This is a genomic window from Brevundimonas vesicularis NBRC 12165 (genome assembly GCF_001592205.1).
Lineage (GTDB): Bacteria > Pseudomonadota > Alphaproteobacteria > Caulobacterales > Caulobacteraceae > Brevundimonas > Brevundimonas vesicularis.
Map to the genome: position 1 here is coordinate 1 of NZ_BCWM01000007.1, position 23,136 is coordinate 23,136.

Annotated in this window: 21 protein-coding genes and 2 tRNA genes; 13 read left to right on the plus strand and 10 right to left on the minus strand. The window is 65.7% G+C overall.

Annotated features, from left to right (window positions below; genetic code table 11):
* Positions 1-64: 64 nt before the first annotated feature.
* Positions 65-138, minus strand: a tRNA-Gly gene (locus BVE01S_RS06715).
* Positions 139-219: 81 nt separating this feature from the next.
* Positions 220-303: transfer RNA gene (locus BVE01S_RS06720), tRNA-Tyr, on the minus strand.
* A gap of 149 nt (positions 304-452) precedes the next feature.
* Between BVE01S_RS06720 and rlmB the strand changes: the two genes are divergently transcribed.
* The 3 genes from rlmB to BVE01S_RS06740 are packed head-to-tail and all read left to right on the plus strand — an operon-like array spanning position 453 to position 2,510.
* Entirely contained in the window at positions 453-1,337 is an 885-nt protein-coding gene (gene rlmB, locus BVE01S_RS06730; RefSeq protein WP_084375326.1) for a 23S rRNA (guanosine(2251)-2'-O)-methyltransferase RlmB, read from the plus strand.
* A gap of 31 nt (positions 1,338-1,368) precedes the next feature.
* A complete protein-coding gene (locus tag BVE01S_RS06735; protein ID WP_055754934.1) occupies positions 1,369-2,175 on the plus strand; it encodes a TerC family protein in 807 nt (268 codons plus the stop codon).
* The gene (locus BVE01S_RS06740) at positions 2,172-2,510 is read left to right on the plus strand and encodes a rhodanese-like domain-containing protein (protein WP_055808429.1); all 339 of its coding nucleotides are present in this window, start codon (positions 2,172-2,174) and stop codon (positions 2,508-2,510) included. Before BVE01S_RS06735 ends, BVE01S_RS06740 begins: the two co-directional genes overlap by 4 nt.
* 73 nt (positions 2,511-2,583) lie before the next feature.
* Here the strand turns inward: BVE01S_RS06740 and metG are convergent, their stop codons facing one another.
* The 3 genes from metG to BVE01S_RS06755 form a co-directional block, all read right to left on the minus strand.
* Positions 2,584-4,287, minus strand: a complete 1,704-nt coding sequence (gene metG, locus BVE01S_RS06745) for a methionine--tRNA ligase (protein ID WP_066625845.1) — start codon at positions 4,285-4,287, stop codon at positions 2,584-2,586.
* A gap of 54 nt (positions 4,288-4,341) precedes the next feature.
* On the minus strand, positions 4,342-5,688 hold the full coding sequence (locus BVE01S_RS06750) for an MATE family efflux transporter (protein WP_066625848.1): 1,347 nt from the start codon (positions 5,686-5,688) through the stop codon (positions 4,342-4,344).
* 63 nt (positions 5,689-5,751) lie between these two features.
* On the minus strand, positions 5,752-6,150 hold the full coding sequence (locus BVE01S_RS06755; RefSeq protein ID WP_055755036.1) for a DUF1489 family protein: 399 nt from the start codon (positions 6,148-6,150) through the stop codon (positions 5,752-5,754).
* 104 nt (positions 6,151-6,254) lie between these two features.
* On the opposite strand from BVE01S_RS06755, the gene BVE01S_RS06760 reads away from it, so the two are divergent.
* A complete protein-coding gene (locus BVE01S_RS06760) occupies positions 6,255-6,545 on the plus strand; it encodes an antibiotic biosynthesis monooxygenase family protein (protein ID WP_066625850.1) in 291 nt (96 codons plus the stop codon).
* Here BVE01S_RS06760 and BVE01S_RS06765 read toward each other — a convergent pair.
* Both BVE01S_RS06765 and BVE01S_RS06770 read right to left on the minus strand, forming a co-directional pair.
* Entirely contained in the window at positions 6,542-6,913 is a 372-nt protein-coding gene (locus BVE01S_RS06765; protein ID WP_157076441.1) for a hypothetical protein, read from the minus strand. The genes BVE01S_RS06760 and BVE01S_RS06765 overlap by 4 nt on opposite strands.
* Before the next feature lie 20 nt (positions 6,914-6,933).
* On the minus strand, positions 6,934-8,940 hold the full coding sequence (locus BVE01S_RS06770) for an ATP-binding protein (RefSeq protein WP_066625856.1): 2,007 nt from the start codon (positions 8,938-8,940) through the stop codon (positions 6,934-6,936).
* An 87-nt stretch (positions 8,941-9,027) separates the two neighbouring features.
* Here BVE01S_RS06770 and BVE01S_RS06775 point away from each other — a divergent pair, with 87 nt between their 5' ends.
* Entirely contained in the window at positions 9,028-9,639 is a 612-nt protein-coding gene (locus tag BVE01S_RS06775) for a TIGR02466 family protein (RefSeq protein WP_066625859.1), read from the plus strand.
* Between the two features lie 35 nt (positions 9,640-9,674).
* On the opposite strand, the gene BVE01S_RS06780 is transcribed toward BVE01S_RS06775, so the two are convergent.
* Both BVE01S_RS06780 and BVE01S_RS06785 read right to left on the minus strand, forming a co-directional pair.
* Entirely contained in the window at positions 9,675-10,574 is a 900-nt protein-coding gene (locus BVE01S_RS06780) for an enoyl-CoA hydratase-related protein (protein ID WP_066625861.1), read from the minus strand.
* A gap of 50 nt (positions 10,575-10,624) precedes the next feature.
* Positions 10,625-12,217, minus strand: coding sequence for a carboxyl transferase domain-containing protein (locus BVE01S_RS06785; protein ID WP_055808417.1), 1,593 nt, complete (start codon positions 12,215-12,217; stop codon positions 10,625-10,627).
* A 219-nt stretch (positions 12,218-12,436) separates the two neighbouring features.
* Between BVE01S_RS06785 and rpsF the strand changes: the two genes are divergently transcribed.
* The 8 genes from rpsF (at position 12,437) to alr (ending at position 22,420) form a co-directional block, all read left to right on the plus strand.
* A complete protein-coding gene (gene rpsF / locus BVE01S_RS06790) occupies positions 12,437-12,823 on the plus strand; it encodes a 30S ribosomal protein S6 (RefSeq protein ID WP_026108635.1) in 387 nt (128 codons plus the stop codon).
* Between the two features lie 12 nt (positions 12,824-12,835).
* Complete coding sequence (rpsR, locus tag BVE01S_RS06795) at positions 12,836-13,114, plus strand: 30S ribosomal protein S18 (protein WP_008259463.1); 279 nt, start codon at positions 12,836-12,838, stop codon at positions 13,112-13,114.
* Between the two features lies 1 nt (position 13,115).
* Positions 13,116-13,700: a 50S ribosomal protein L9 gene (gene rplI / locus BVE01S_RS06800; protein ID WP_055754943.1), complete on the plus strand. Its 585-nt coding sequence runs from the start codon at positions 13,116-13,118 to the stop codon at positions 13,698-13,700.
* A 332-nt stretch (positions 13,701-14,032) separates the two neighbouring features.
* Positions 14,033-16,489, plus strand: a complete 2,457-nt coding sequence (locus BVE01S_RS06805) for a TonB-dependent receptor plug domain-containing protein (RefSeq protein WP_066625863.1) — start codon at positions 14,033-14,035, stop codon at positions 16,487-16,489.
* A gap of 338 nt (positions 16,490-16,827) precedes the next feature.
* The gene (locus BVE01S_RS06810) at positions 16,828-19,206 is read left to right on the plus strand and encodes a TonB-dependent receptor plug domain-containing protein (protein WP_066625865.1); all 2,379 of its coding nucleotides are present in this window, start codon (positions 16,828-16,830) and stop codon (positions 19,204-19,206) included.
* A gap of 161 nt (positions 19,207-19,367) precedes the next feature.
* Positions 19,368-19,733, plus strand: a complete 366-nt coding sequence (locus BVE01S_RS06815; RefSeq protein ID WP_066625870.1) for a hypothetical protein — start codon at positions 19,368-19,370, stop codon at positions 19,731-19,733.
* Positions 19,734-19,844: 111 nt separating this feature from the next.
* Positions 19,845-21,335, plus strand: a complete 1,491-nt coding sequence (locus BVE01S_RS06820) for a replicative DNA helicase (protein ID WP_055754947.1) — start codon at positions 19,845-19,847, stop codon at positions 21,333-21,335.
* A 38-nt stretch (positions 21,336-21,373) separates the two neighbouring features.
* A complete protein-coding gene (gene alr / locus BVE01S_RS06825) occupies positions 21,374-22,420 on the plus strand; it encodes an alanine racemase (protein ID WP_066626176.1) in 1,047 nt (348 codons plus the stop codon).
* Here the strand turns inward: alr and BVE01S_RS06830 are convergent.
* Positions 22,414-23,061 (minus strand): Yip1 family protein, encoded by a 648-nt coding sequence (locus tag BVE01S_RS06830; protein WP_055808406.1) that lies wholly within the window; start codon positions 23,059-23,061, stop codon positions 22,414-22,416. The two genes, alr and BVE01S_RS06830, sit on opposite strands and share 7 nt — an antisense overlap.
* Positions 23,062-23,136 lie beyond the last annotated feature (75 nt).

Here is a 23,136-nt window from a genome sequence, read left to right on the forward strand (position 1 = left end):
TGGCCAAACTCCTGATGGCCCGGGTCCGTCAGCGGAGGGGCGCGATGCTGATCTTTTAAAAACCTGGAGCGGGTAGACGGGATCGAACCGACATCCTCAGCTTGGAAGGCTGCTGCACTACCATTGTGCTATACCCGCGCGGAGACTGCGGAAGTTCTTTCGGAACGCCGCAGCCGGTTCCTCTCCGTCGTCCTGATCCGTCGCATCCGTCAAGGCGCGTGGTGGGGGAAGAAGGACTCGAACCTTCGAAGCTTACGCAGGGGATTTACAGTCCCCCCCCTTTGCCACTCGGGACATTCCCCCAGCGCGCCTTGTCGAACCGTCGGACCCCTCGTTTCCGCCCATAAAGAAGCGGGACGAAACAAAAGCCTTCGGCTTGTCGCCTCCTCTAGGATAGAGGGGGCGCCCAGACCCGAAAGCCCTTGGGGCTCCAAATCGGAGGGCGTCTTATAGTGTCGTCGAAATCAGAACGCAACGACCGTAAAAGCGGTAAAAAACCCGTCTTCGGAAACCGTCCCGACGGCCCCCGTGACAAGGGCCAAAAGCCCGCTGCGCAAGGGTTTGGCCGGCGCGAGGAAACCCCTCGCCAGCCCCGTTCGCCCGATCGGGGCAAGTCGGACGCCGATAATTTTCTGTGGGGCCGACATCCGGTTTTGGCCGCTCTGGCGAATCCCGCCCGTCGCGGCATGGGTCGTCTGCTGGCCACGGCCGAGCGCGCCGCCGAGATCGAGAACAATGCTCTCGCAAACGGCCACAAGATCGAGGTGGTCGAAATCCAGGCCCTGACCCGGATGCTGCCCCCCGGCGCCGTGCATCAGGGACTGGCCTTCAAGGTCCAACCGCTGGAGGGCGTGTCGCTGGAAGAGCTGGCCGAGCCGGCTGAGGGCGTCATCGTCATGCTGGATCAGCTGACAGACCCCCAGAACGTGGGCGCCATCTTCCGATCGGCCCTGGCCTTCGGCGCGCGGGGGATCATCGTTCAGGACCGGCATGCTCCGGCCCTCGCCGGCGCCCTGGCCAAGGCGGCCGTCGGCGCCACCGAACGCCTGCCCCACGCCCGCGTCACGAATCTGTCCCGTGCGCTGGAGCGTCTGGCCGATCTGGGCTGGCGCGCGGTCGGCCTGGACGGCACGGGCGAACAGACGCTGGAAGAAGCGCTGGATCATCAGCCGACCGTTCTGGTCATGGGGTCCGAAGGCGACGGCATCCGTCGTCTGGTCGCCGAACACTGCGACGTCCTGGCCAAGATCCCCATGCCGGGCGGATTCGAGAGCCTGAACGTGTCCAATGCGGCGGCGGTCGCGCTTTATGAAGCGGCGCGCGCGCAACGCGGCTGACAGAACGCCGCACCGAGGCTAAGGAGCGGAAATGGAATTCCTCTCGTCTCCCGAACTCGCCAGCCAAGCCACGGCCCTGGGCCAGGTCTTGCTGATGGATCTGGTCCTGGCCGGCGACAACGCCGTCGCCGTGGGCCTGGCCGCCGCCGCCCTGCCCCAGGACCAGCGCAAGAAGGCCATTCTGATCGGCCTGGCCGCCGCCGTCGTCATGCGAATCGGTTTTGCGCTGATCACCGTGCAGCTTCTGGCTCTGGTCGGCCTGTTGCTGGCCGGCGGCCTGCTGCTGCTGTGGGTGTGCTGGAAGATGTGGCGCGAACTGCGCGAGCAAGCGACGCACGACCAGGCCGAGGCCGAAAAGGAACTCGAACTGGCCATGAGCATCGAGCACGGCTCTGGTCCATCGCCCGAGGAACTGGGCCTGAAGCGCAAGAGCTTCGGCGCCGCCCTGCTTCAGATCATGGTCGCCGACATCACCATGTCGCTGGACAATGTGCTGGCCGTCGCCGGCGCTGCGCACGAACACCCCTGGATCATGGTCTTCGGCCTGGTCCTATCGATCGCCCTGATGGGCGTCGCCGCCACCTATATCGCCAAGCTGCTGCACCGCTTCAGCTGGATCGGCTACATCGGTCTGGTCGTCGTCCTTTATGTCGCCCTGCACATGATCTGGGACGGCGCCCGTCAAGTGGTGGTGCGCACCGGCCATATGGACGAGTTCAACGCCTCGGCCCCCGCCTTCCTTGAGATCGGTCCCGAGGAAGCAGCCAAACATCTGGGCCAGAAGCGCACCGAGGACAGCCCGACGCCGGCGCCCGCCGAACCGACGGTCGCGCCATGACCGTCGCCACGGTCACCGTCGAAGAGGCCGCCGCCTGGCTGCAGGCGGGCGAAGCGGTGCTGATCGATGTGCGCGAGCCGGACGAGTTCGCCGCCGCCCGCATCGACGGCGCGATCCTGGCCCCGCTCAGCCAGATGCCCGCCGCCTGGGAGGCGCTGGACCTTCCGGCCGACAAGAAGATCATCGTCCAATGCCTCAAAGGCGGCCGCAGCCACCAGGTCTGCGCCTTCGTCGGCCCGACCGGTCCCGAGGGCCAGCCGCTGTTCAACCTGACCGGCGGCATCCAGGCCTGGAATGCGGCGGGCCTTCCGGTCGTGTTCGCCGAACAGGACTGATCAAAGGCCGCACAGACAAAAGCCGCGCTCGATCCCGAGCGCGGCTCTTTCTTTGCAACACACGTGGGGTGGATCAGGCGTCCGCGCCGCCGAAGCGTTCGGACCATTCCGCGACCTGGGCGTCCTCGATCTTGGCGAACAACACGCCCTGAGCCTCGACCTTGCCGCCGACAGGCAGACGAGTCAGCAGATCCTCGTCGGCGCCGGGCCAGCTCAGGTCCTCCACCCCAACCGACGCCGCGATCTTGGGCGCGGTGAAGGGCAGGATCGGCGCGGCCAGACGCGCGAATAGGGCGACCAGATTCAGACCCGTGCGCACCCCCACCGCCGCGCGGTCGCGATCGGTCTTCAGCGCCGTCCAGGGCGCCGCGACCTGCAAATACTCGTTGCCCAGCACCCAGGCGGCGCGAATGGCGACAGCGGCCTTTCTGAACTCCATCGCCTCCAGCTGTTCGGTCGCCTCGGCGACGGCGGTCTTGATGTCGGCCTCCAGCTGGATTTCGACCGGTCCCGCCTCGCCGCCCTCGGGCACCACGCCGTCGAACTTGGATTCCGCGAATTTGACGATGCGGTTGACGAAATTGCCCAGCACATCCGCCAGGTCCTTGTTGGTCGAGGCTTGGAAATCCTCCCACGTGAAGGCCGAATCCGCGTGCTCCGGCCCATAGGCCGTCAGTCGCCAGCGCCAGTAGTCGGCCGGCAACAGCTCCAGCGCCTGATCCATAAAGACGCCGCGCTTTTGGCTGGTGGAGAACTTGCCGCCGTACCAGTTCAGCCAGTTGAACGCCTTCAGCTGGTCCACCGTCTTCCACGGCTCGCCCGAGCCGATGATGGTCGCGGGGAAGCTGACGGTGTGGAAGGCGACGTTGTCCTTGCCCATGAACTGGACATAGCGAACGTCCTCCGCCCCCTCGTCCAGACGCCACCAGTCACGCCACGATCCGCCCGTCGCCTCGGCCCATTCTTCGGTCGCGGCGATGTACTCGATGGGGGCGTCGAACCAGACGTAGAAGACCTTGTCCTCCATGCCCGGGCGCGGGAAGCCGTCCTTGGTCACCGGCACGCCCCAGGCCAGGTCGCGGGTGATGCCCCGGTCGATCAGCCCCTCGTCCAGGTGTTTGTAGGCGATGGACTTGGCCAACTGTTGCCAGCCTGTCTTGCCGTCGACCCAGGCGCGGATCTCGGGCTCGATCTTGGTCTGGAGCAGATAGAGGTGACGCGTATCGCGCACCTCCAGATTCTTGGAGCCCGACACCGACGAATAGGGATCGATCAGGTCGGTCGGATCCAGCAGGCGTCCGCAATTGTCGCACTGGTCGCCGCGCGCGCCGACATGGCCGCAGTGCGGGCAGGTTCCCTCGACATAGCGGTCGGGAAGGAAGCGGGCGTCGTCGATCGAATAGATCATCCGATCCACCCGCTCCTCGATCAGGCCGTTCTTCTCCAGCGCCTCGGCGAAATGCTGGGTCAGGCGATGGTTCTGCGGGTTCGACGACCGGCCGAACCAGTCGTAGCTGAGTCCGAACGCCTGACCGGCGGCCTTCTGGATTTCGTGCTGCTCGTCGCAATAGGCTCGCACGTCCTGGCCGGCGGCGGCGGCGGCCAGTTCGGCCGGGGTGCCGTGTTCGTCGGTGGCGCAGATATAGAGGACCTCATGCCCCTGGGCCCGCTTAAACCGCGCCCAGACGTCGGCCGGCAACATCGAGCCCGCCAGATTCCCCAGGTGCTTGATGCCATTGATGTAGGGCAGCGCCGAGGTGATGAGGATGCGGGCCATGATCGTCCAGGTGTTCGGGGAAGCGCAGGGATATAGAGCGGCGGCGCGGTTTCCTCAAACGCCTTGCGGCAGACGGCGCGCAATACGGATGAAACGCCCGGTCAGCAGGGTCGAGGACGCCAGGCTGGCGATCACCACCGCCCAGACCAGGCCGTTGACGCCCATTTGGTGCGCCAGCACCCAGCCCAGCGGCATCATCACCGCGCCGTAGGCGGCGAAATGCATGATGGTGGGCCACCAGACGTCGCCCGCCGCGCGGTTGGCCTGGGCCGCAACGACCTGAATGCCGTCCGCCACAAAGAACAGCGTCGCCAGCACCAGGGCCGGCGCGGCGATGGCCAGCAGGGCTGGATCTCGATTATAGGCGCCGACGATCAGGTGGGCGCTGGGCCAGACCAGAAGGGCGACCACCAATGTCAGGGCCGTCACGACGCCCAGCCCCACCAGACCGGCGCGCAAGACCCCTCGCCCGTCGCCGGCGCCGTAGCTGCGGCCCACCAGCACCGCCGTCGCCGACGACAGCCCCATCGGCAGCATGAAGACGATGGCCGAGACGTTGAGCACCACCGCCCAGGCCGCCGTCTCCGCCGTGCCGATTTGACCGGCGAAGAAGGTGAAGCCCGAGAAGGCCCCGACCTCGATGAAGTAGGAGGCGCCGGCGCCCAGGCCGACCTTGACCTGTTCGCGCGCGGCCTCGGGATCGCGCTCGGGCTTGTCGAAGATGCCCAGCGCCCGCGCCTCGGGTAGACGCAGGATGTAGATCACCAGGAAGATCGCCAGCGCCGCCCGCGCCCCGAAGGTCGCCCAGGCCGAGGCGAAGGCGCCGTCGAAGCCGAAGCCGAGCAGGTCCGGCACCAGTACGATGTTCAGCGCCAGATTGACCCCGTTCGCCACCCACATGGCCACCATGCCGGGCTTGGGCCGGCCCAAAGCCTCCAGGAAGAACTGGCCCGTCACCGAGATCAGATAGAAGGGCATGGACAGGGCGAAGACGACCAGGGCAGGCCCGGCGCCCTCCGCCAGACCATCCTCCAGCCCCAGCTTGCCCAGTCCCCACGGGCCAATGGCGATCAGGGCGATCATCGACACCACGCCGATCTGCAACGAATAGGTCAGGCCGCGACGCAGCACTGAGCCGACAGCGTGCCGACGCCCCTCGCCCAGCATCCGCGCCGTCATCACCTGCACGCCCAGCATCAGGCCGACCGCCGTCGTCACCACGATCGACGTCGGCGCCCAGGCCAGAGAATGGAACGCCAGTTCCTGGCTGGAATAGTTGCCCACCACGATGGCGTCGGTCAGCCCCATGGTCATGATGCCGATGCGCGCCAGGATCACCGGCCATGCCAGGTTCAGCAGGTCGCGGAAGGCGGTACGGGTCTGGAGGCTGAGCGCGATCATCGGACGCGGCACAGGCCACGCTGACCCGCCGGGGTCAACTCCCAAAACGTTGAGGGCTTGGCCTTACCAGGCGCCCAGTTCGCGAAGCTGACGCACTAGTTCTTCCGGAGCCTCGCCGGCGTCGAGGTCGGTCAGATCGACCGGCGCATCCTTGGGCTCGAAATATCGCCAGCCCTGGAAGGGTCGCCGGGCCATGGGCGCGGTGCGGATGACCTTGGGTTCGAGCGTGATCTCACAGCGGCTCTGCTTGCCCTCGCCCAAGGTTGTGATGTCCAGCACCGGTTGGCGACAGACGATCGTCCCCTTCACCACCCAATAGAGCGAGCCGCCGTCCTCGATCTCGGTCGCCCGTTTCGGCGTCATGCGTGTGTGGACGACGAGCGCCCCGCCCCGGGCGGCGCGGGCCTCCAGCCATTCGACGTCCGGCACCCCGACGCCCAGCTTGATCATGTGAAGCGGCATGGCGCCCACGTAGTGCCCCTTAGGCGCATTGGCCAGATTCTTAATCTAAAGGGGCTAGCTATGATCGCGCGCCGCTCAGCTCGCCCAGCGCGTTTAGGACCAGTATGTACGGATTGATTACCCGCCTGACGGCCCATGCCGGCCGCCGCGACGAACTGGGCCTCTGCCTGCTGGATCCCAATGTGAAGCGACCGGGCTGCCACAGCTATGTGCTGGCGCAGGATCCGAAAGACGCCGACGCCCTGTGGGTCACCGAGGTGTGGATGAGCAAGGCGACGCACGACGCCTGGTCGGCCAGCATCCGCGAGACAGGCGTCATGCGACCCGCCTTGGCTCTGATCGCCACCTTTGGCGACACCGTCTTCACCCGCCCCATCGGCGGCGTGGGGCTTTAGTCTTCTGACTTCTCTACAGCGGCAGCCGCATCGCTGAGCGCAAGCTGAGCGAACCCCATTGAGGCCATAAGGACTTCTAGGCTGCACCGCACGCCGTGATCCTCGACCATCTTGACCCTTTCAGCGTCCGAAAGACCCGATCGATAGGCCACCAGCACCCGGTCCCATCGGGTCACATTTCCACGCCCCGCAAGCTTGCCCATATAAAAGGTGACATTGGAGACGGTGGCGACGTTCTGCGCCTCATCGACGCCGGCGGTCTCCATCGCCACCACGACGCACTGCATATCCGCAAGGTCCGCGCCTTCAACCCGAACTGTCTGCATCTTGGGCTCGCTCGCCAGGCTCGCCAGCAGCGCCAGAGCCAAAAGTCCCCCCAATCCCACGATCACGCCTCGCCCTTGATGCGCGCCAGTTCGAAGCCGTCCACGACCTGATCCCCGACCAAGGCGGTCACGCTTTCCACCACGCCGTCGAACGGCGCCGTCAGGGCGTGCTCCATCTTCATGGCTTCAAGCACCACGACCGGCTGGCCCTTGGCGACGACATCACCGACCTTGGCAGGCGTGGCGACGATCTTGCCCGGCATGGGTGCCAGAAGGGAACCGTCGGCAATCACAGTAGCGCCCTGTCCGCTGGCGCGGAACCAACCAATTTTGAAAGCTTCACCGTTGCGGAAGACTAGCTCCGGCGTATCCGCATTGCGGAAGCGAACTTGCGAGTCCCGACCATCGACGTCGATACGGCTCCTTATGTCGCGAAGACTGCTACCAGGATGAACCTCAACGACGAAGTCATCGTTTCTGATGGACACGTCGAAACCATACGCGTCTCGCGGTTTCAGCCTCGCAGCGGACTGCTCTCCGTTTATCGAAACAACGGCGCATGCGGCGCCCGATGCGTTCAACCGAAAGCCGAACAAACCGTCTCCGTTCGAACTCCATGGTGAGGGCTGGCCGGAAGAATGCCCGGCCCATCGTGCGTGTGATGCGAGAAGGCCAGCGACGGCGGCCGCCAGCGAAGGTCTATCGGCCTGACCGGATAACGCCCCTTCCTCCGCCGCGATGAAGCCCGTGTCCACGTCTCCCGCGACGAAGCGCGGATGCTCCAGACAGCGTTTCAGGAAGCCGGCGTTGGCCTTGACCGGCCAGACCTCGACCTCGCCCGCCGCCTCGGCCAGCCGCGCCGCCGCCGCCTCGCGCGTGTCCTCGTGCACGATCAGCTTGGCGATCATCGGATCATAGAACTGGCTGACCTCGCCGCCCTGCTCCACGCCGGTATCGACGCGGATCCCGTCCGGCATGACAAAATGCTCCAGCTTGCCGATGGAGGGCAGGAAGCCGTTGGCCGGATCCTCGGCATACAGCCGCGCCTCCATGGCCCAGCCGTTCAGCTGGATCTGATCCTGCTTCAGGGGGATCCGCTCACCCGCCGCGACGCGGAACTGCCATTCGACCAGATCGACGCCCGTCACGCTCTCGGTCACGGGATGCTCGACTTGCAGCCGGGTGTTCATCTCCATGAACCAGACGCCGTCCGCCTTCAGCCCGTCCGAGGCGTCGGCGATGAACTCGATGGTCCCGGCCCCGACGTAGTTGACCGCCCGGGCCGCCTTGATCGCAGCCCCGGTCACGGCGGCGCGCACGGCCTCGCTCATGCCCGGCGCGGGCGCCTCTTCGATCACCTTCTGGTGGCGGCGTTGCAGCGAACAGTCACGCTCATAAAGGTGGACGACCTCGCCGTGCTTGTCGCCGAACACCTGCACCTCGATGTGACGTGGGCGGGTGATGTAGCGTTCAATCAGAACCCGGTCGTCGCCGAAGGCCGCAGCCCCCTCGCGCTTGGCGCTGGCCAGACCGGCGGCGAAATCGGCCGGATCATCGACCCGTTTCATCCCCTTGCCGCCGCCGCCCGCGACCGCCTTGATCAGCACCGGATAGCCGATCCGCGCCGCCTCGGCCGTCAGGGTTTCCTCCGACTGATCGGCGCCCTGATAGCCCGGCGTCACCGGCACCCCGGCCTGGATCATCAGCTCCTTGGCCGCGTCCTTCAGGCCCATGGCGCGAATTGAGGACGGGTCCGGCCCGATCCAGATCAGGCCCGCCGCCGCGACGGCCTCGGCGAAGTCGGCGTTCTCGCTCAGGAAGCCATATCCGGGGTGGATCGCCTCGGCCCCCGTCGCCTTGGCCGCCGCCAGCACCTTGGCGCCGTCCAGATAGCTTTCGCGCGCGGCCGCCGGGCCGATCAGCACCGCCTCGTCGGCCTCGCGCACATGCAGCGCGTTGGCATCCGCCTCGGAATAGACGGCGATGGTGCGAATCCCCATCCGCTTGGCGGTGCGGAAGACACGGCAGGCGATTTCGCCGCGATTGGCGACAAGGACGGACTTGAACATGAAGCGGTCTTAGCCGGATCGTGCGCATCAGGCGAGAGGCAGAGCACGACCCTTCTCACGCGACGCGGCAGGCGTTAAGCCCCTCCGATGTCCCTGCGCCCCCTCTTCGTCACCCAGGTCTATGAAGCCTCCCTTGCCGAAGGGCGTGGCTGGCCCGACTTCAACGAACAACTGATCGACGTCATCCGGATGATGGCCGAGGAGGACGAGGCCGGCCGTCGGTGGTGCAAGGCCAACGCCTATCGCGGCTATACCTCCTACGGATCGCTAAACGACCTGCCCCAGCGGTTCCCCGAGTTCGCCGAGCTGAAGCGCCATCTGGATCGCCATGCCGTCGCCTACGCCAAGGCGCTGAACTTCGACCTGGCCCGCAAACCCCGCCTCGACAATCTGTGGGTCAACATCTTGAAGCCCGGCGGCGGCCATACGGGTCACATCCACCCGCACGCCTTCCTGTCCGGCACCGTCTATATCGACGTGCCAGACGGGGCCTCATCGCTGAAGCTGGAAGATCCCCGCCTGCCCTTCATGATGGCCCGACCGTCGGTGACGGATGAGGCGAGCGAGGCCGAGCGGCCGTTCGTCTATCTGCAGCCTCAGGCAGGCACGGTGCTGATGTGGGAAAGCTGGCTGCGGCACGAGGTGCCGACCAACCTGGCCAAGGCCGACCGAATTTCGATCAGCTTCAACTACGCGTGAAATCGGCCGCCGTTTCCGGCGGCCGATCAGCGCAATCAGACCGTCCAGCTGGCCTTGCGCTTTTCCAGGAAGGCGGCGACGCCCTCGCGGCCTTCGTCCGATACGCGGGCGCGGGCGATGCGTTTGGCGGTTTCGTCCATCAGACCGTTGTCGATCTTGTGGTGGGCGATGTCGTTGACCAGACGCTTGGCCTCACCCATCGCGCCCGGCGCATTGTTGGTCAGGCTGTCGCTCAGCATCGAGATGAACTCGTCCACCGATCCTTCGGGCAGAACCAGGTCGATCAGGCCGGCATGGGCGGCGTAGTCGGCGTCGAAGGCGTTGGCGGTCAGGAACAGCTGGCGGGCGCGGCGCGCGCCGACGGCCTCGATGACATAGGGAGCGATGGTCGCCGGGATCAGACCCAGCTTGACCTCGGAGAAGGCGAAGCGCGCCCCCTCGACCGCCACGGCCATGTCGCAGGCGGCGACAATGCCCGCTCCGCCGCCCATGGCGTTGCCCTCGACCACCGCCACCGTCAGGGCGGGAATGTCGTGCAGGGCCTTCAGCATTTTCGCCAGGCCCATGGCGTCGTCGCGGTTGTCGCTCTCGGACCAGCCGGCGGCGTCGCGCATCCAGTTCAGATCGGCCCCGGCGCTGAAGGTGCCGCCCGCCCCCCGAATGAAGACGGCCCGCACCCGGTCCGCGCCATGCAGCGTTTCGAACGCCTCATGCAGGGCCGCGATGGTCGCGGCGTCAAAGGCGTTCTTCTTGGCCGGCCGGTTGATGGTGACGAAGACGACGCCGTCGGTGGTCGAATCGATCTGCACCAGATCGTCGTCGGCGTCCGGCGCGGCATCGGGCACCAGCGGCTGGGCGATGCCGTTGATCTCGGCCGCCTCGGCGTCGGTGACGTCCAGGGCGTTGAGGTCGTCTTCGGTCGGTTGATCGGCCATGAGTGTCTCCAAACTGCGTGTCCGCTCACAACGAGGCGCGGACCAATAGGTTACATCCGGAACAGGCCGAACGTCGTCTCCGGGATCGGGGCGTTCAGGCTGGCGCTGATGGCTAGGCCCAGCACATCGCGCGTCTGGGCCGGGTCGATGACGCCGTCGTCCCACAGGCGGGCGGTGGCGTAATAGGGATTGCCCTCGTCCTCATACTTCTGGCGGATCGGCGCCTTGAAGGCCTCGGCGTCGTCTGCGCTCCAGGTCTCGGCGTCGCGGTGTACGGTCGCCAAGACGCTGGCGGCCTGCTCGCCGCCCATGACCCCGATCCGGCTGTTAGGCCAGGTGAACAGGAAGCGCGGCGAATAGGCCCGGCCGCACATGCCATAGTTCCCCGCCCCGAAACTGCCGCCGATCAGGACAGTGAACTTGGGCACTTCGGCCGAGGCTACGGCCGTCACCAGCTTGGCGCCGTCCTTGGCGATGCCGCCCGCCTCGTATTTGCCGCCGACCATGAAGCCCGAGATGTTCTGCAGGAACAGCAGCGGAATCTTGCGCTTGCAGGCCAGTTCGATGAAGTGCGCGCCCTTCTGGGCGCTCTCGGAAAAGATGACGCCGTTGTTGGCCAGGATGGCGACCGGATAACCCCAGATGCGCGCGAACCCGCACACCAGGGTCGAGCCGTACAGGCTCTTGAACTCGTCGAACTCCGACCCGTCCACCAGCCTGGCGATGACCTCGCGCACATCATAGGGGGCGCGGACGTCGTCGGGGATCAGGCCGTACAGCTCCTCTGCGTCGAAGGCCGGCGCGCGCGGTTCGCGCACATCCATCTCGACGGCCTTGGTCGTGTTCAGATTGGCGACGATGGAGCGCACGATCTCCAGCGCGTGCTCATCGTTCTCGGCGACATGATCGACCACGCCCGAGCGACGACCGTGGGTCTCCGCCCCGCCCAGTTCCTCCGCCGAGATGACCTCCCCTGTCGCCGCCTTCACCAACGGCGGCCCGGCCAGGAAGATGGCGCCCTGGTTCCTGACGATGATCGTCTCGTCCGACATGGCCGGCACATAGGCCCCTCCGGCGGTGGACAGGCCCATGACGCAGGCGATCTGGGCGATGCCCTTGGCGCTCATCCGGGCCTGGTTGAAGAAGATGCGGCCGAAATGGTCGCGGTCGGGAAACACCTCGGCCTGGTGCGGCAGATTGGCTCCGCCGCTATCGACCAGATAGACGCACGGCAGACGGTTCTGCTCGGCGATTTCCTGGGCGCGCAGGTGCTTCTTCACCGTCATGGGGAAATAGGCGCCGCCCTTCACCGTCGGGTCGTTGCAGACGATCATGACCTCGCGGCCCGAGACCCGGCCGATGCCCGCGATGACGCCCGCCGCCGGGGCCTCGCCGTCATACATGTCGTGTGCAGCCAGTTGCCCGATCTCCAGGAAGGGCGAGCCGGGATCCAGCAGGCGCTCGACGCGGTCGCGCGGCAACAGCTTGCCGCGAGCGACGTGACGGTCGCGCGACTTGTCGGACCCGCCGCGCGCGGCCTTGGCCACATGGTTGCGCAACTCGGCGACCAGGGCGCTGTTGTGCGCGTGCAGGGACTTGTATTTTTGGCTTTGCGGATCGACCGCGGACGTCAGCTTCGGCATGGGGCTGGTTTAGGCGGGGTCGAGGGGCGCCACAAGCGTCTGCCGCCATCCTTGCTTCCTCGCCCCTTTTCGCCTATAGGCCCCGCCTTTCCAGGGCTTCGGTCCTGTCGCGGAGCACCAAAGGGTTGGACGTTCGGTCCGGCCGCCGCGCCAGGAGCCATCGTGGAGACCGACTTACCCGGTCGTTTCCGCGCCGATGCCCACAAGGGAGACTACCGCATGGCTCTTTACGAGCACACGGTCATGACGCGCCAGGATATCTCGGCGCAACAGGCCGAAGCGCTGAATGACACCATCAAGGATCTGATCGTCGCCGGTGGCGGCTCGGTCGCCAAGATCGAATACTGGGGTCTGCGCAACCTGACCTACCGCGTGAAGAAGAACCGCAAGGCTCACTATTCGCTGCTGGCCGTCGACGCCCCTCCGGCCGCCATGGCCGAAGTCGAGCGTCAGCTGTCGATCAACGAAGACGTGCTGCGCTGGCTGACCGTCCGCGTCGAGGAACTCGACCTGGAACTGTCGCCGCTGCTGGCCCGCCGCGAGCGTGAACGCGAGCGTGAGCGCGAGCGCACCCCGCGCGACGACGCCGCCGCCGACGCCGAATAAGGAACCCGGAACATGACCGATACCACCGCCCCGACCCCGGGCGCACCGGCGGGCTCCGGCGCCGCCGGCCGCCGCCCCTTCTATCGTCGCCGCAAGGTCTGCCCGTTCTCGGGCGCCAATGCGCCGAAGATCGACTACAAGGACGTCAAGCTGCTGCAGCGTTACGTCTCCGAACGCGGCAAGATCGTGCCTTCGCGCATCACCGCCGTCTCCCAGAAGAAGCAGCGTGAACTGGCCAAGGCCATCAAGCGCGCTCGCTATCTGGCCCTCCTGCCTTACGTGGTGAAGTGAGATGAAGGTCGTTCTGCTTGAACGCGTCGAGAATCTCGGCGCCATCGGCGACGTCGTGTCCGTCAAGGACGGCTTCGCCCGTAACTTCCTTCTGCCGCGCGACAAGGCCCGCCGGGCCACCGCCGCCAACCTGAAGGCGTTCGAACTCGACCGCGCCGCCATTGAGCAGCGCAACGAGAAGAACAAGGCCGACGCACAGAAGGTCGCCGACAAGATCGACGGCCAGACCTACGTCATGATCCGTCAGGCCGGTGAAACCGGTCACCTGTACGGTTCGGTCGCCGGTCGCGACGTCGCCGAGGCCATCCAGGCCGAAGGCGGCAAGGTCGAGCGCTCGCAGGTCGTCCTGAACACGGCGATCAAGAGCCTGGGCGTCCACGAAGTGCCGGTTCGCCTGCACGCCGAGGTCCGCGCCACGGTCAAGATCAACATCGCCCGCTCGATGGACGAGGCCGAGCGCCAAGCCAAGGGCGAGGACGTGATCCGCAGCCAGTTCGACGATGAGCGCCAGGCCGCCGAGCAATCGGCCCAGGAACTGATCGAAGGCGGCGCCGGTCAACAAGAAGGCTTCGGCGACGAAGCCTGATCCGACCGGATCCCAAACGACATCAAGGGCGCGTCTCGCAAGGGACGCGCCCTTTTTGCTGCGCGGCAGACGGTCGCCAACCGCACGGCCGATCGCCACCTTGATCTATGACAAGATTACAACAAACCCAGATCATTGATCTCCCAGACGGACATCTAGACATTAAGCTTGCTTGACGTCGTCACATTGCGGTCACAGCCTGCAATCGCGGCTCGCGTTTCGATTATACGCGCAAGATTATTGCGCCTCTCGAGAAGCTGGCTCAGGGCGACGGCATGGCGGCCTGCCGAGCGCCGACACAGAGGGCTGTCGTGCATCGTCGGGGACTATCAATGAAAATCGGATACGGTCGTCAGGCCCTGTTGGCCTTTGCCTCCACCAGCGCGCTCTTCATCGCCTCATCGGCGTTCGCCCAGACAACCCCTCCGCCAAGTGAAGCCACCGATGTCGATGAGATCGTCGTCACCGGCACGCGCACCGTTGGGCGCAGCCGGCTCGACAGCGTCGCGCCCGTCGATGTCATCACCGGCGAAACTCTGGCGAAACAGGGCACCGGCACAGAATTGGCCGCGGCCCTCGCCGCCACCGCGCCGTCCATCAACTTCCCTCGTCCCGCCATTTCCGACGGCTCGGATCATGTTCGTCCGGCAACCCTGCGCGGTCTGGCTCCTGACCAGACCCTTGTCCTGATCAACGGTCAGCGCGGCCATGTCGGCGCCCTGGTCAACGTCAACGGCGCGCTTGGCCGTGGCTCCACAGCCTTCGACCTGAATACGATTCCGTCGATCAGCCTTGGCTCGGTCGAAGTCCTGCGTGACGGCGCTTCGGCGCAATATGGCGCCGACGCCATCGCCGGCGTCATCAATCTGCGTCTGCGCCAGGCGTCGAGCGGCGGCGGCATCACCGCCAACTACGGCATCTACGACACCGACTTTACGACCGCGCGCGGCGAGCACAGCCGCCGCGACGGCGAACAGACCTCGCTCGCCGGCTGGATCGGCCTGCCCCTGTTTGGCGACGGCTTCCTGACCCTTTCGGGCGAAGTCCAGAAACGCCAGCCCACCAATCGCTCCGACTACGCGGCGACCACCGCCGTCAACGGAGGCAGTGCGACCACCGTCATCGGTCGCTTCGGCGATCCCTATACAGAAGCCTACACCGGCTATTTCAACGCCGGAAAACCGCTTGGCGGCGAATGGGAAGCCTATGCCTTCGGCGGCTATCAGAAGCGCAAGTCCGAGGCTGCGGCGACCGCCCGCGCCTTCAACAACTCAAACAACGTCACCGCCATCTATCCCAATGGCTTTTTGCCAATCATCGCCGCCGACATCGACGACTACAATATATACGGCGGCCTGAAAGGCCCCGCCGCCGGCTTCGACTGGGATATCTCGGTCGGGTACGGCCGAAACGAGTTGGACTATCGCGTCCTGAACTCCCTGAACGCCTCCTATGGCGCCGCGTCTCAGACCCAGTTCGACGCCGGCGGCCTCAGCTACGGTCAACTGACCATCGGAGTGGATGCGGTGAAACAGATCGAGGTCAATCTGTATGAACCGCTCAACGTCGCCTTCGGCGTCGAATACCGTCGCGAAGACTTCAGCGTCTCGGAGGGCGAACCGACGTCCTACAACAAGGGGCCGGTCACGGCGGGCGGCGCCGGATCACAGGGCTTCCCCGGCTTTGCGCCATCCAACGCCGTTGATGTCGATCGCAACAACGTCAGCGCCTACATCGATCTGGAAGGTAAGTTCTCGGAGCAGTTCACCGTCGGCGTCGCTGGTCGCTACGAGGACTATTCCGATTTCGGGGATCGGTTCACCGGCAAGATGTCCGCCCGCTACGATTTCACCGACGCCTTCGCCCTGCGCGGCGCGATCTCGACAGGCTTCAAATCGCCGGCCCTGCAGCAACAATACTTCAGCTACGTCGCCACGAACCTGGTGGCGACGGGCGCCGGCGTCGTGCTGCAGCAGAATGGCTCTTATCGGGTCAATGACCCCATCGCCATCGCGCTGGGCGCCAAGCCCCTGGAACCGGAAACCTCGACGAACTATTCGGCGGGCGCGGTCTTCCGCAGCGGCGGTTTCGAACTGACGGTTGATGCCTACCGGATCGAGGTTGATGACCGGATCATCTATTCCGAAACCCTGGGCGTTTCGCGTCCCAGCCAACCTGCCGCATCCACCGCCGCCATCCAGGCGCTGCTCGCGCCGTACGGCGTGACCGGCGCAAGGTTCTTCCTGAACGGCGTCAACACCACGACCAGCGGCGTGGATGTAGTTGGTCGTTATCGTACGACCCAGGATTTCGGCCGGTTCGACTTCACCCTGGCCGGAAACTTCAACAACACCGAGGTCACGCGCACCCCGCCCGTGCCCAGCAATCTGGCCATCGCCCCGGCTGGCGACTTCCTCTTCGACCGCTCTTCCAAACTGTCGTTTGAGCAGGGCACGCCGGAACGGAAGATCGTCGCCAGCGTGGACTGGTCGCTGAGCGACTTCGGTGCGACGTTGAAGGGCACCAGCTACGACAGCGTTCTTGTCGCCAACAACAACGCCACCCTGGACTACGAAACGGGCGACGCGCTTCTGGTGGACCTAGAGGGTCGCTACACCCTGCCCTTCGGCGTCTCGCTCGCGGTCGGCGTGAACAACCTGACCGACGAATATCCAACCGCCACGCCGACCAACATCAACGGCGCGACGGGTTCGGTGGGTTACCCGAGCTATTCGCCTTACGGCTTCAACGGCCGCTTCTTCTACGGTCGTCTAAGCTACAACTTCTAAGTCAACCGACATCATGCCGGAATGGGGCGCTCTTCGGAGCGCCCCATTTTGCGTGGCGATAGATTTCCTACTGACTGCTGCAAAAAACATGGCTGCCTGCGTCGATTGACCCGCCGCACCTTCGCCCTGATATGGCCATGACCGCCGGGACCTCCCCGACCTTGCGGTTGGAGAGGCAATGAAGATCACCACCCATATTACGGCGGCGCCGCCCGCCATCACGCGATGTTGCGGCTGAGACCGCAATACACCTGAACTTCAGATCGACTTCAAAGCCCGTCGCGATCAGCGGCGGCGATGCGCGCTCGCGCCAAAAACAGACTTTAGGAAATCTCTCAATGCGCTCTCTTTCTCAACGGGCCGCCGCACCGGCCCTGCTCGCCACCGTCTCGACCTTCGCCCTGCTGACCGCCGCCCCGGCCTTTGCTCAGAACGCCGAACCCGTCGCCGGTGAGGCGGCGCAGGTGGACGATATCGTCGTGACCGGCACGCGGGTCCAGAACCGGTCGCGCCTCGACACCCTGGCGCCCGTCGATGTCGTGACGTCCGAGGCGTTGCAGACGCGCGGCACGACCGAGTTCGCTACCGCCCTGGCCCAGGCCGTGCCGTCGCTGACATTCCAGCGGCCGTCGGCCAACGATGGCTCGGACTCGATCCGCCCGATCACCCTGCGCGGCCTGTCGCCGGACCAGACGCTGGTGCTGGTCAACGGCACGCGTCGCCATGCGTCGGCCCTGGTCAACGTCAACGGCGTGGTGGGGCGCGGGTCGGCCGCCGTCGACTTGAACACCATTCCGACCGGCGCTCTGGACCGGGTGGAGGTGCTGCGTGACGGCGCCTCGGCCCAGTATGGCTCGGACGCCATCGCCGGCGTGGTGAACCTGCGCCTGAAGGAGGCCTCCAGCGGCGGCGGCGCCAGCGTGACCTACGGCCAGTATTTCACCACCGTGAAGACCGCGCGCGGCGAACGCGACGAGACCGACGGCGGCACCGTCACGGCCTCGGCCTGGCAAGGGTTCTCGCTGGGCGACGACGGCTTTCTGACCCTGTCGGCGGAGTATCTGAACCGCGAGTCGACCAACCGTTCGGACTATGACTCCCGCGCGGCGGCGAACGGCGCGATCACCGCCCGCTTCGGCGATCCAGATGTGGAGCAGTGGACCGTCTTCGCCAACGCCGGCAAGGGGCTGGGCAACGGCTGGGAGGCCTATGGCTGGGCTGGCTATCAGGACCGCGACAGCGAAGGCGCCGCCTTCCCTCGCCTGTCCGACAACGTCAACAATGTCGCCTCGATCTACCCGAACGGCTTCCTGCCGAAGGTCGCCATCAATTCGAAAGACGCCTCGCTGGCCGGCGGCCTGCGCGGCGAACTGGCGGGCTGGAACACAGACATCAGCCTGACCTATGGCCGCAACGCCTTGGACTTTCGCACCGAGGATTCGCTGAACTCCACCTACGGCGCGACTTCGCCGACCAGCTTCGATTCCGGCAGCCTGATCTACGACCAGCTGGTGCTGGGCGCCGACTTCAGCCGTGAGTTCGAGGTCGGTCTGTCCGGCGGCCCGCTGAACTTCGCCTGGGGCCTGGAGCAGCGCTGGGAAAACTACAAGATCGAGGCCGGCCAGCCTGAAAGCTACAACCGCGGGCCGTTGGGCGCCAACACCGCCCTGACCGGCGGCGCCCAGGGCTTCGTCGGCTTCCAGCCCTCGAACGCCGTGGATGTCGACCGCGACAACTTCGCCGCATACGCCGACGTTGAAATTCCCCTGACCGACAAGCTGCGCGTCGAGGGCGCCGTTCGGTTCGAGGACTATTCCGATTTCGGCGACACCCAGACGGGCAAGCTGTCGGCCCGCTATGACTTCACCCCCAGCTTCGCCCTGCGCGGTTCGGTCTCGACCGCCTTCCGCGCGCCGTCGTTGCAGCAGTCGTATTTCACCTCCACCGCCTCGGTGATCCAGAACGGCGCCGTCGTCGAAACCGGCACATTCCCGGCCACCAGCGCGGTCGCGACGGCTCTTGGCGCGCGTCCGCTGAAGGCTGAGACCTCGACCAACTACTCGGTGGGCGCCGTGGTGCGACTGGGCCGGTTCGACCTGACGGTCGACGCCTACAAGATCGACATCGACGATCAGATCGTTCTGTCCGAACTGATCCGTTCTCCGATCCTCGACCCTCTCCGCGTGCAGGCGGCTCGCTTCTTCCTCAACGGCGTTTCGACATCCACCAAAGGCTTAGACATTGTCGGCCGCTACCGACTGCCTACTGACCAAGCAGGCAACTTTGACTTCACGGTCGCCGCAAACTTCAATGATGTGTCTCTGAACACAGCGCTCGCGCCGACCCTGTTCGCGCGCCAACGCATTCTGACCATCGAAGACGGCACGCCCGACACCAAGGTCTCGGCGTCGGCGGACTGGAGCCGGGACAAGTGGGGCGCCACGGTTCGCGCCACCTACTATGGAGATGTGCTGCAACCCGGCTCGACGGCGGCGAATGACTACAGCACCGGGGCCAAGACGGTCGTGGATTTGGAAGGCCGGTTCCAGCTTACGGAACGTGTCGGCGTGGCGATCGGCGTGGACAATGTGTTCGACGAATATCCGGACTTCGTGCCGGCGTCGCTGAACTCCAATGGCGTTCTGGGCTTCCCCTACTATTCGCCCTTCGGTTTCAACGGTCGCTACGGCTATGCGCGCCTCAGCCTGAAATGGTGAGGTCGGCCTGATCGCCAATGAGGCAGGGGCGCTCTTCGGAGCGCCCTTTTCCTTGTTTGCATTACGAAACCTTCAGCTTGACCGTTCCGCTTCGCCCCAGTTGCGACATATATCGCCGTTCAACCTGAGCGTGGCCGGAGGGGGCTTTGGAGGGGGACCAGATGAAGACCAGACTGATCGCAGCCGGCGTCCTGGCGCTGTCGCTCTTCGCCGGCGCCGCCAGCGCCATGACGGTTCAGGAATTCCTAACCACCGCCAACGCCATTCCTCAGAACCCCACCGCTCTCCTGCGCTCGGACACCCGCCGTCTGATGGCCGAGTTCCGGGGCGCCGTTCGCACCGTCCGCGCCGAACAGAGCCAGGCCAAGGCGGCCGGCCGTCAGCCTGCGACCTGCATGCCGGACAAGGTCAGCGTCTCGCCCAACGCCATCCTGAGCCGTTTCAACGCGATTCCGCAAAGCCGTCGCAACATCAGTGTGACCCAGGCCTTCCGCGAATGGATGGCCCACGACTATCCCTGCGCCTGACGCACTCCGATTGAGGAATTCCGGTTCGTCCCCAAGGCGGGATGATCTGTCCACGGTCCAGGCGGCGTCCGCGTCTGACGCAGGGGCGTGAGAGGGCTAAAGCGTTAATCGATGAACGCCTTCGCCCCCATGCCCTTTTCGTCGTCTCCGCTGGACTCCGGCGGCGTCAGTTCGATGCCGCACAATCTGGAGGCCGAGCAGGCGCTGCTGGGCTCGCTGATGTTCGACAACGCCGTGTTCGAGCGGTTGAACGACCGGCTGCGCGGCTCGCACTTCTACGAACCCTTCCACCAGCGGCTGTTCGACGCGATCGAGGACCATATCCGCCAGGGGCTGCTGGCCGAGCCCACCATTCTGATGGAGCGGTTCAAGCAGGATCCGGCGTTCCAGGAGTTCGGGGGCCTGCGCTATCTCGCCGATCTGGTCGACCGCGCGCCGCCCGCCGCCAACGCGCCAGACTACGCCCGCGTCGTCTATGATCTGGCCCTGCGCCGCGACCTGATCCGCATCGGCGGAGACATGATCAAGGAGGCGCCCAATCCGGAGACGCCCGCCGACGAGCAGATCGAACAGGCCGAACAGACCCTGTATTCCCTGGCCGAGACGGGCAAGCCTTCTTCCGGTTTCGTCAGCTTCTCCAACGCCTTGTCCGGCGCCGTTCAGATGGCGGCCGAAGCGTATCAGCGCGAAGGCAAGCTGGCCGGTCTGGCTACCGGCCTGAACGATCTGGACCGCAAACTGGGCGGCCTGCACCCGTCCGACCTGCTGATCCTCGCCGGCCGTCCGTCGATGGGCAAGACGGCGCTCGCGACCAACATGGCCTTCAACGTGGCGCGCGCCTATCAGTGGGAGCCGACGCCGGAGGGCCGCAAGACGGTCAACGGCGGCGTCGTCGCCTTCTATTCGCTGGAAATGAGCGCCGAACAGCTGGCGATGCGTATTCTGGCCGACGCGTCAGGCGTGTCCTCGGACAAGCTGCGCAAGGGCGAGATCGACGCCACCGACTTCGGCAAGCTGCGCGACGCGGCGGTCGAGATCGGCGAAAGCCCCCTCTACATCGACGCCACCGGCGGCCTGTCCATCTCCAAGCTCGCGGCCCGCGCGCGCCGCCTGAAGCGCATGGAACATGGGCTGGACCTGATCATCGTCGACTATCTGCAACTGGTCACGACCGGCAACAGCGGCGGCCAAAAGAACCGCGTGCAGGAGGTGTCCGAAATCACCGGCGGGCTGAAGGCCCTGGCCAAGGAACTGTCGGTACCGATCATCGCCCTGTCGCAGCTGTCGCGTCAGGTCGAGCAGCGCGACGACAAACGCCCGCAACTGTCCGACCTTCGCGAATCCGGCTCGATCGAGCAGGACGCCGACTGCGTGATGTTCGTCTATCGCGAAAGCTACTACCTGGGCCGGGCCGAGCCTCGTGAGGGGACCGAGGAACACCTGCAATGGCAGCAGGACATGGACCGCCTGCAAGGCCAGGCCGAGGTCGTCATCGGCAAGCAGCGCCACGGCCCGATCGGCATCGTCAAACTGGCCTTCGACGCCGACACCGTCCGCTTCGGCAACCTGGCGCATGGCTATGAGGAAGTCAGCTACGAGTAGCCTCTTCCATCGGCGCGGTGTTGGCGCATAAGGACGCCATGACCGCATCGACCCCCGCCGTCCTCTCCGTCGATCTGAACGCCCTGGCGTGTAACTATCACACGCTGGAGGCCGTTAGCGGCCAGCCGGTGCATCCCGTGGTCAAGGCGGACGGCTATGGGCTGGGCGCCCAGGCCGTGGCGACGCGGCTGATGGCCGAGGGGGCGCGGACCTTCTTCGTGGCGCGGGCGGCGGAGGGCGTGCGGCTGCGGGCGGCCTTGGGCGCCGACGGTCCCGTCATCTATGTGCTCGACGGCTGCCACGGCGACGATGCGGCGATGCTGAAGGCGGCTGACCTGCGGCCCGTGCTGAACCATCCCGCGCAGATCCAGGCCTGGAAGGCGGCGGGCGGCGGGACCTGCGGCCTGCAGATCGACACCGGCATGAACCGGTTGGGTATTCGGCCCGAGGACGCGCCCGAGGCGTTCGACGGCCTGGCCTTGGTCCTGACCCACCTCGCCTGCGCCGACGAACCGGCCAATCCAATGAACCGGCGCCAGCGTGACGCCTTTGCGGGCGTGCTGGATCGCTATCCTGGCGTGATCCGGTCGTTCGCCAACTCCAGCGGCTGTTTCCTGGGCCCGGACTTCGCCTTCGACACCGTTCGGCCGGGCATCTGTCTTTACGGCGGTGGTCCAGAGGGGCGTCCCGATTCCCGGATCGCACCCGTGGCGACGCTGACGGCCGAAGTGCTTCAAGTTCGCGACGTGCCGGCGGGCGAGAGCGTCGGCTATTCCCGCGGCTACATCGCCGAACGCCCCATCAAGGTTGCGACCGTGGCGGCCGGCTATGCGGATGGATTGCTGCGATCCTATTCGCCCAAGGGCGTCGTCTGGATCGCCAACGAGACCCGCCCGCTGCTGGGTCGGGTCTCGATGGATGTCTGCGCGGTGGACATCACCGGCCTGGATGTCGCGGTCGGCGATCCGGTCGAACTATTCGGCCCGCACCGCCTGTTGGACGACGCCGCGGCCGCTGCGGGGACCATCAGCTATGAGCTGCTGACCTCGATCACCCCCCGCGTGCCGCGCGTCTATTCTCAGTAGCCGGCGCCCATTCCCGCGAGCCCGGCCATGCCGACCGACGCGGCGACGAAGCTCATCGAAATGGCTCCGACGATCGCCGAGATGATGAAATACATCACGACGCCGGCGATCACCGTCACGATGAAATAGCCGACCTTCTTGTCTTCCGGCACCTTCATCAGGATCGGCAGGCCGACGAACAGCAGATAGAAGCTGTACAGGCCCAGGATGGCCAGAATGCCCAGCATCGGGATCAGGCCGAACACGCCCGCCAACCAGGCGGCGGTCCAAGAATAGACGGCCAGCTTCATGGCCTGAACCTTATTGGCCGTCCCGCCGAAGTTCGGCGCCAGCGCATTGATGATCAGTCCCAGCAAGAAGACCCCCAGCAAGGACATGCCGTAGCTGACGAGCGCCACGACGATCGCGCCCACGATCGACAGCTTCACGCCCATGATCGGCATCAGCTGACCGCCGAGCAGCGAACAGACCGGGCCGATCGCCGCCAGGATCATCGCATAGCGGGTGAACAGGCTTTTGGTCGTGGCGAACTCGCCGTCGATCTTCAGCCATTCGGACTTGGGTTGCAGCAGTATGCCCTTGACCCGCGCGACTAGGGCCGGATCGACAGCGGGTTGGGAGTGGGTCGTCGGATCGGTCATGACAGGCCTCGGCGAGAGAAGATGGGCGGATGTTGACGTTGCGTCGCTTCAAGAAGCAAGGGTGTGCGACACATT

What these genes read in the sequence shown, in the direction of transcription:
- rpsF (WP_026108635.1), top strand. Translation starts at nt 12,437, where the DNA reads ATGGCTCTTTACGAGCACACGGTCATGACGCGCCAGGATATCTCGGCG.
- BVE01S_RS06740 (WP_055808429.1), top strand. Translation starts at nt 2,172, where the DNA reads ATGACCGTCGCCACGGTCACCGTCGAAGAGGCCGCCGCCTGGCTGCAG.
- BVE01S_RS06775 (WP_066625859.1), top strand. Translation starts at nt 9,028, where the DNA reads ATGTCCCTGCGCCCCCTCTTCGTCACCCAGGTCTATGAAGCCTCCCTT.
- BVE01S_RS06750 (WP_066625848.1), bottom strand. Translation starts at nt 5,688, where the DNA reads ATGATCGCGCTCAGCCTCCAGACCCGTACCGCCTTCCGCGACCTGCTG.
- BVE01S_RS06780 (WP_066625861.1), bottom strand. Translation starts at nt 10,574, where the DNA reads ATGGCCGATCAACCGACCGAAGACGACCTCAACGCCCTGGACGTCACC.
- BVE01S_RS06785 (WP_055808417.1), bottom strand. Translation starts at nt 12,217, where the DNA reads ATGCCGAAGCTGACGTCCGCGGTCGATCCGCAAAGCCAAAAATACAAG.
- BVE01S_RS06830 (WP_055808406.1), bottom strand. Translation starts at nt 23,061, where the DNA reads ATGACCGATCCGACGACCCACTCCCAACCCGCTGTCGATCCGGCCCTA.
- rplI (WP_055754943.1), top strand. Translation starts at nt 13,116, where the DNA reads ATGAAGGTCGTTCTGCTTGAACGCGTCGAGAATCTCGGCGCCATCGGC.
- BVE01S_RS06810 (WP_066625865.1), top strand. Translation starts at nt 16,828, where the DNA reads ATGCGCTCTCTTTCTCAACGGGCCGCCGCACCGGCCCTGCTCGCCACC.
- BVE01S_RS06760 (WP_066625850.1), top strand. Translation starts at nt 6,255, where the DNA reads ATGTACGGATTGATTACCCGCCTGACGGCCCATGCCGGCCGCCGCGAC.
- rpsR (WP_008259463.1), top strand. Translation starts at nt 12,836, where the DNA reads ATGACCGATACCACCGCCCCGACCCCGGGCGCACCGGCGGGCTCCGGC.
- metG (WP_066625845.1), bottom strand. Translation starts at nt 4,287, where the DNA reads ATGGCCCGCATCCTCATCACCTCGGCGCTGCCCTACATCAATGGCATC.
- BVE01S_RS06770 (WP_066625856.1), bottom strand. Translation starts at nt 8,940, where the DNA reads ATGTTCAAGTCCGTCCTTGTCGCCAATCGCGGCGAAATCGCCTGCCGT.
- BVE01S_RS06735 (WP_055754934.1), top strand. Translation starts at nt 1,369, where the DNA reads ATGGAATTCCTCTCGTCTCCCGAACTCGCCAGCCAAGCCACGGCCCTG.
- BVE01S_RS06815 (WP_066625870.1), top strand. Translation starts at nt 19,368, where the DNA reads ATGAAGACCAGACTGATCGCAGCCGGCGTCCTGGCGCTGTCGCTCTTC.
- BVE01S_RS06805 (WP_066625863.1), top strand. Translation starts at nt 14,033, where the DNA reads ATGAAAATCGGATACGGTCGTCAGGCCCTGTTGGCCTTTGCCTCCACC.
- BVE01S_RS06755 (WP_055755036.1), bottom strand. Translation starts at nt 6,150, where the DNA reads ATGCCGCTTCACATGATCAAGCTGGGCGTCGGGGTGCCGGACGTCGAA.
- BVE01S_RS06820 (WP_055754947.1), top strand. Translation starts at nt 19,845, where the DNA reads ATGAACGCCTTCGCCCCCATGCCCTTTTCGTCGTCTCCGCTGGACTCC.
- alr (WP_066626176.1), top strand. Translation starts at nt 21,374, where the DNA reads ATGACCGCATCGACCCCCGCCGTCCTCTCCGTCGATCTGAACGCCCTG.